The organism is bacterium (assembly GCA_024228115.1).
GTDB lineage: Bacteria > Myxococcota_A > UBA9160 > UBA9160 > UBA6930.
Window position 1 is genome coordinate 1 of sequence record JAAETT010000655.1, and the last position, 5,945, is coordinate 5,945.

Below are 5,945 nucleotides of genomic sequence, written 5' to 3' on the forward strand. Positions count from 1 at the left end.
CGAGGCACGCCCCAAATTCTCGCCACGGAATGGGCATCGACCACCCAAAACGAAATCCGTCAGCGTCAATCGCCGCGCGGCACGCCGAAACCGTGGAAAGCCAGGTTCTCAGCCAACTTTCGTGCATAGTTCAGGCTAGACACCATGAAACCGAGCGCGGGCTATCGCGGCGGCAATCCGTGGATCAGCGTGAGGAACTCGAGCTTCGTCCCGGCCCGACGATGTTCCGACAGCGCCTGGTACTTGGGATCGTTGTACCACCCTTTGGCCGCTTCTTCCGAAGGGAAGCTGAAGATCACCATGCGGCCGGAACGCGGCATCGTCCCCTCCAGAGTCTCCGCATTGTCGTCATACGTGATGAACTGCCCCTTGTGCTCCTTGAGGATCGAAAAGAAACCCTTCTCGTATTGGAGGTAGCGGTCCGCGTCCTCGACATGAAGGTTGACGACGAGATAGACCGGCACGTCGGCCATGGGTTGGGCTCCTGAAGTGAAGAAGTTGAGGGTCGGGATCTAGCAGACAGCGGATACGATCGGCTACTTCCCCTTGAATACAGGCGTCTTCTTCTCCACGAACGCCTTGACCGCATTGCGGTGGTCTTCGGTGAAGCCGGTGTGGACATGATGGGTGGCTTCGAGATCCATGCAGTCGCCCATCTCGCCGGCCACAGCCCGGTTCAGGTTTTCCTTCATGTAGCGGTAGGCAACCGTCGGGCCCTGAGCCAGCCTCGACGCGATGGCTCGGGTTTCGGCGGCGAGCTTCTCGGCCGGAACGACCCAGTTGAAGAGGCCGAGCCGCTCTGCTTCCGCAGCGTCGAGCCGATCCGGAAGGAAATACAACTCTCGCGCCTTGGCGGCGCCCACGAGTTGGGTGAGGAAGAAGGTGCCGCCGTAGTCACCGCTGAAGCCGACGTTGCCAAAGGCGGTGGTGAGCACCGCCCGCTCGGAGGCAATGCGCAGATCGCATGCCATCGCCAGGGAGAAGCCCGCACCTGCGGCTGCGCCAGGCAAAGAGGCAAGCACCGGCTTGGGCATGTCGTAGACCTTGCCCGATGTCGCTCGCTGCGAGAGGCGCTGACGATGGATCGCGGCGTCGATACCTCCGCCCGTCGCTCCCTTGCCCTGGTTCGCTTCGTTCATTGCCTTCACATCGCCACCCGCACAAAAGCCGTTGCCCGCACCCGTCAATACGACGCAGCCGACCTCCGGATCGCCCTCCGCCTCTTCCAATGCACGCGCGAGGCCCTCGAGCATCTCGTTGCTGAAGGCATTGCGGCGCTCGGGCCGGTTCAGCGTGATGGTCGCGACCCGGTCCTCCACCTCCGCAAGGACGTGATCGGTTCCAAGATCGAGACGACGGATATCAGCCATGGCGTTCTCCTTCTCGCGAGGAGGATAGGCCGAGATCACCCGCTCGCGCCCCAACGACTTGCCCGCCCAGGCTGGCATTCGGGGCTTGTGATTCGTCATCCTACCCTGCATGCATGCGCCCAATCCCAGCTCGAGATCGATTGCGAGCCGCTCATCCGCTACGGCATTCATCATGCTGACGGTCCTCCTCTACCCTTGTTTGCCGGCCCAGGCCGACGAGGCGTCTGCCGCCGCTCGCCTTGCACCCTTCAAGCGCGATCTACAGGCAGCGTTGAAGGCAGGCCTGGAAAAGGGGCCGGTCGAAGCCATCGACGCATGCCGGATGGAAGCGCCGAAGATTGCCCAAGCTCGAGCGCAAGATGGACTCCGCCTCGGCCGCACCAGCCACCGGTTGCGCAACCCGGCGAACGCCAGTCCCAGCTGGGTCAAGCCCGTACTCGCTGCCTACCTGGAAGACGCGGCTGACCGCGAACCACGTGAGATTTCGCTACCCGGAGGAGGAACAGGCTACGTCGAACCGATCGTCACCCAGGCCGTTTGCCTCACCTGCCACGGCAGCTCCCTCGCGCCTGGAGTTTCCGAGCGCCTGGCAGAACGCTACCCGGAAGATCGCGCGACCGGCTTTGCCGAGGGGGACCTGCGAGGCGTCTTCTGGAGCGAGGTACCGGCGCAGGACCCATAGGATCGTCGGCGCACGACCCGGACGCTCGGCAGTCGCCGCTAGATCACTTCATCGTCGCGTAGTCCAGCGATCTCCGTCTCATCCCACCCGTTCTCGACCAGGACCTCGTGCGTGTGTTCCCCGTGCAGCGGCGGACGCCGTTCGATGCGTCCGGGCGTATCCGAGAGCTTGACCGGCAGACCCGTCGTCTTGAACGTGCCGATCTCTGGATGGGGAAGTTCCGCCAGCATGCCGCGCGCCAGCACGTGGGGATCCTCGAACACCTGGGCAATCGTGAGCACCGGACCACAGGGAACACCTGCCCGGTTGAAGCGGCCGACCCATTCCGCGACGTCGGCTCCCCCTAACACCGCCTCGATCTCCGCGGTGAGTTCTTCGCGGTTCCGCACGCGTGCGGGCGCGTCGCAGAAACGCTCCTCATCGAGCCAGTCGGCGCGACCGAGCGTCTCAGCCACTTTCCCCCACATCGCATCGCTTCCGGCCGCCAGGTTGAGGAATCCATCGCGTGCTTCGAATCTGCCGTAGGGCGACGAGAGAGGATGGTGTTGACCCGCGGGCCCCGGATCGCGTCCCGCATCGAAGTACATCCCTGCGCCCCAGGTGAGCACGCCGATCGTCGCCTCGAGCAGTGACGTATCCACGATCTGCCCGCGACCGGTCCGCTCACGTGCCAAGAGTGCGAGTTGGATGCCGTGAGCCGCAAACAAGCCACCCAGCAGATCCGAAATGGCGATGCCCGCGCGGGTCGGCCCGCTCGCCTCGGTTCCCGTCAGGGCCATGAAGCCACTCATGCCCTGGGCGATCTGATCGAAACCGGGCCGCTCGGCGTAGGGCCCCGTGCGTCCGAAGCCAGAGATGCCGCAATAGATCAATCGTGGAAAGCGCGAAATCAACGCCTCGCCCCCGAGGCCAAGCCGCTCCATCACGCCGGGCCGGAAGTTCTCGACCACGACGTCCGTCGCCTCCAGTAGGCGCAGCAAGACCTGTTTCCCCTTCGGCTTGCGCAGATCGAGGGTGATCGAACGCTTGCCCCGATTCGCGGACAAGAAGAAATACGTGTCGCGCGCAGCGCCGGCGGGACGAAACTCCCGGCCTTCCCGCGCCTCCACCTTGACGACGTCGGCGCCGTAGTCGGCCAACATCATCGTGCAGAACGGTCCGGCCAGATAGCGGGTCAGATCCAGGACACGAATTCCGTCGAGAGGAGAGGCCACGACACGAGCCTACAGGAGGCGGGCCCGACACGCGGAGCCACGGTACCCTGCCGGCTCTCATCCGAAGGAGATTCCATGAAGGTCGACGCGGGGCTCATGTTGACAGATCTGGCGACCGTGCCCGACGCGGCACGCGCTCTCGAAGCGCAGGGCTTCGATGGCCTCATCACCGCCGAGATGGCCCATGATCCGTTCTTCCCGCTCCTGCTCGCCGCCGAGCATACGCAGCGGATCGAGTTGATGAGCTCGATCGCCGTGGCCTTCGCGCGCAACCCGATGATCGTTGCGGGCATCAGCAACGATCTCCAGGCACTCTCGAAGGGCCGCTTCATCCTGGGCCTCGGCTCCCAGATCAAACCGCACATCACGAAACGCTTCAGCCAACCCTGGTCCCACCCGGCGGCACGCATGCGTGAGTTCATCCTGGCCATGCGGGCCATCTGGGATTGCTGGTACGAGGGCGAGAAGCTGGCGTTCCGCGGCGACTACTACACGCATACGTTGATGACGCCGATGTTCACGCCGACCAACAATCCAGACGGAGCGCCGCGGGTGGTTCTGGCCGCCGTTGGCCCGAAGATGACCGAGGTGGCCGGCGAGGTGGCGGACGGCATGCTCGTCCACGGCTTCAGCACCCCGAAGTACTTCGAGGAAGTCACGCTACCGGCCATCGAGCGAGGCCTCGCTGCGGCAGGCCGCAAGCGCGAGGATTTCGAAGTCTGCTATCCGGTCTTCGTTGTTTCGGGCGCGAACGAGAAGGAATGGGAAGCGTCCCGCACGGCGGTCACGCGACAGATCGCCTTCTACGGCTCGACACCGGCCTATCGGGGCGTGCTCGAGGCCCACGGTTGGGGGGAGCTGCAAGGCGAGCTGAACGCACTCTCGAAGCAAGGCGAGTGGGAACAAATGGGAACGCTCATCAGCGATGAGATCCTGGAGCAGTTCGCCGTCGTGGCAGAGCCACACCGTGTCGCTGGCGAGTTGAAGAAGCGGTTCGGAGGCCGGATCGATCGGCTCTTCTGCAACTTCGAGTTCGCAAAGAAGGAGGACCGCCAGGCGGCCATCGAGGAGCTTCGCGCATGCTGAAGCAAGTTCTTCGATGGACCGGCACGGGTGGTGTCTGGTTCTTCAGACTCGACCCCGCAGCCTGAGAGCCAGCCCAAACGAACGCGGCGGGAGCCAGGGCCCCCGCCGCGTAGGAATTCTGAACGACTGGAATCAGTCGCCCCCGCACGGGTTGCAGGGATTGTCGTCGCACGGGTTGTCGCCGCACGGGTTGCACGGATTCTCCGCGCACGGGTTGCAGGGATTGGCCTCCCCCGCTTCGTGGCTGTCAGCGAAGGCGACGAGCGGCAGGGCCAGAAGCCCGGCCACCGCCACGGCGAGTCCGAGGCGGCGCAGATTCAGAATGCGAGTCATAGAATCTCCTTGGTTGGAAAGGTACGCGACTGAGATGCCGGACCTCGGTCCCGGTTTCCCTTTCCTTTTCTTCAGCATCGCAGACTGCGCACGTTCCCAGGGTGATTATTATCACCCCTCACCGAGTTCCAAACGCTGTTTGCTACTGATCGGGCCAGAGTTTCTTCCACCAGGGCGTAGGCTCGACGGGATCCTCCGGTGTCGTCGACGAGAGGCCTGCCCAGCCACGAATCTCACCGATATCCCAGCCGGTCAATGAGGCCAGCGTCTGGGCCTCCTTGTCCTGACGCTCGGGCAATGCGCGGCGGTACGCCTGCGCGGCTGGGCATTGGGCTTCGCCCGTCCAGGCGTGTTGCAGGACGTAGCGCCCCTGGAAGTTGGCGCGGTCTCCGGTCTCCTGGAATCGCAGATCCTCCGGAAAATGATCCCGGTCGTAGCGAACATGGAGCCGGCTGACGAAGACGTTCTGGGCCGGGGAAGGCCTTCTTCTCCGCGGGACGATTCCTGGGGGAGTGCTCGGCGCGTTTTCGTCCAGCCAGAAGACCCCAAGCTCACGGAGTTCCTTGGCGGAAAGAGGATCGGCGGCACAGGGATCGCACCATCCCATGTCCCAGGCGTATTCGAGGAACACCACTTCGGAATTTTCGCGCCGGGTCTGCTCACTGAAGAGCGCCTTGTAGAACTCGCCGAAGCGCTCCTTGGTCGCAACCGGCAGGTTCATACCCGTCGGAAGCTTCACGGTTCGGTAGTTCGTGGTTTCGACGCGGCCCGTTCGGGTGAGAGCGTAGACGAAGAGCTCCTGGGGCCCGTCGCCGTTCACCGTGCCGAGGCGAATCGGCAGCATGAACTTGGGTGATTCGTAGGCGACCTGCAGGGGACGGAGCGTCTGGTAGCCGGCCTTCGCCTGCTCTTCCAGGTTCACCTTGGCGACGAAGAAGCGCATGCCTTGCTTCAGGTAGGAGCCCAGCACGGGGCCGGCGCCCTCGGGAAGGCGGTAGCCGCTATCGGTGAGCCAGGTCTCGAGGCCCGCGCTCTCCTTGGCGGAGAGGATCAGGATGTCGTACTCGCCGACGGTGTAGGAGGCTTCGATCGTGACGCCGAGGCCCTCGGCAGCGACGTAACCTAGTCCCTTGTATCGACCAAAGGCGGAAGTGTTGTCATGCTAAGCACTGCGTCCCCCGCAGCCAATCGGTTCTCGCCGTGTCGCGGGCCGATTCATGGGGCCCGTATGTCGAAGAAGCGGTATCGGATTGACTTGAC

At 63.9% G+C, this 5,945-nt stretch carries 6 protein-coding genes and 1 pseudogene; 2 read left to right on the forward strand and 5 right to left on the reverse strand.

The genetic code is table 11. The features are described from left to right. Positions 1–161 precede the first annotated feature (161 nt). A complete protein-coding gene (locus GY937_27210; protein ID MCP5060404.1) occupies positions 162–473 on the reverse strand; it encodes a DUF1330 domain-containing protein in 312 nt (103 codons plus the stop codon). Between the two features lie 63 nt (positions 474–536). Further along, on the reverse strand, positions 537–1,370 hold the full coding sequence (locus GY937_27215) for an enoyl-CoA hydratase (protein ID MCP5060405.1): 834 nt from the start codon (positions 1,368–1,370) through the stop codon (positions 537–539). Between the two features lie 172 nt (positions 1,371–1,542). Between GY937_27215 and GY937_27220 the strand changes: the two genes are divergently transcribed. Continuing rightward, on the forward strand, positions 1,543–2,052 hold the full coding sequence (locus GY937_27220; GenBank protein MCP5060406.1) for a DUF3365 domain-containing protein: 510 nt from the start codon (positions 1,543–1,545) through the stop codon (positions 2,050–2,052). A 38-nt stretch (positions 2,053–2,090) separates the two neighbouring features. Here GY937_27220 and GY937_27225 read toward each other — a convergent pair whose 3' ends face one another. Next, positions 2,091–3,266 carry a CoA transferase gene (locus GY937_27225; GenBank protein ID MCP5060407.1) on the reverse strand — a complete coding sequence of 392 codons (1,176 nt, stop codon included), beginning with the start codon at positions 3,264–3,266 and terminating at the stop codon, positions 2,091–2,093. Between the two features lie 75 nt (positions 3,267–3,341). Between GY937_27225 and GY937_27230 the strand changes: the two genes are divergently transcribed. Beyond that, complete coding sequence (locus GY937_27230; protein ID MCP5060408.1) at positions 3,342–4,352, forward strand: LLM class F420-dependent oxidoreductase; 1,011 nt, start codon at positions 3,342–3,344, stop codon at positions 4,350–4,352. A gap of 132 nt (positions 4,353–4,484) precedes the next feature. On the opposite strand, the gene GY937_27235 is transcribed toward GY937_27230, so the two are convergent. Together GY937_27235 and GY937_27240 are read right to left on the reverse strand one after the other, a co-directional pair. Continuing rightward, positions 4,485–4,667 (reverse strand): hypothetical protein, encoded by a 183-nt coding sequence (locus tag GY937_27235; GenBank protein MCP5060409.1) that lies wholly within the window; start codon positions 4,665–4,667, stop codon positions 4,485–4,487. Positions 4,668–4,827: 160 nt separating this feature from the next. Continuing rightward, positions 4,828–5,787, reverse strand: a pseudogene (locus tag GY937_27240) (DUF2330 domain-containing protein). Between the last annotated feature and the right edge of the window lie 158 nt (positions 5,788–5,945).

Excerpts from the sequence above, each read along its gene's own strand:
- GY937_27210 (MCP5060404.1), bottom strand. The coding sequence starts at position 473 with ATGGCCGACGTGCCGGTCTATCTCGTCGTCAACCTTCATGTCGAGGAC.
- GY937_27230 (MCP5060408.1), top strand. The coding sequence starts at position 3,342 with ATGAAGGTCGACGCGGGGCTCATGTTGACAGATCTGGCGACCGTGCCC.
- GY937_27215 (MCP5060405.1), bottom strand. The coding sequence starts at position 1,370 with ATGGCTGATATCCGTCGTCTCGATCTTGGAACCGATCACGTCCTTGCG.
- GY937_27220 (MCP5060406.1), top strand. The coding sequence starts at position 1,543 with ATGCTGACGGTCCTCCTCTACCCTTGTTTGCCGGCCCAGGCCGACGAG.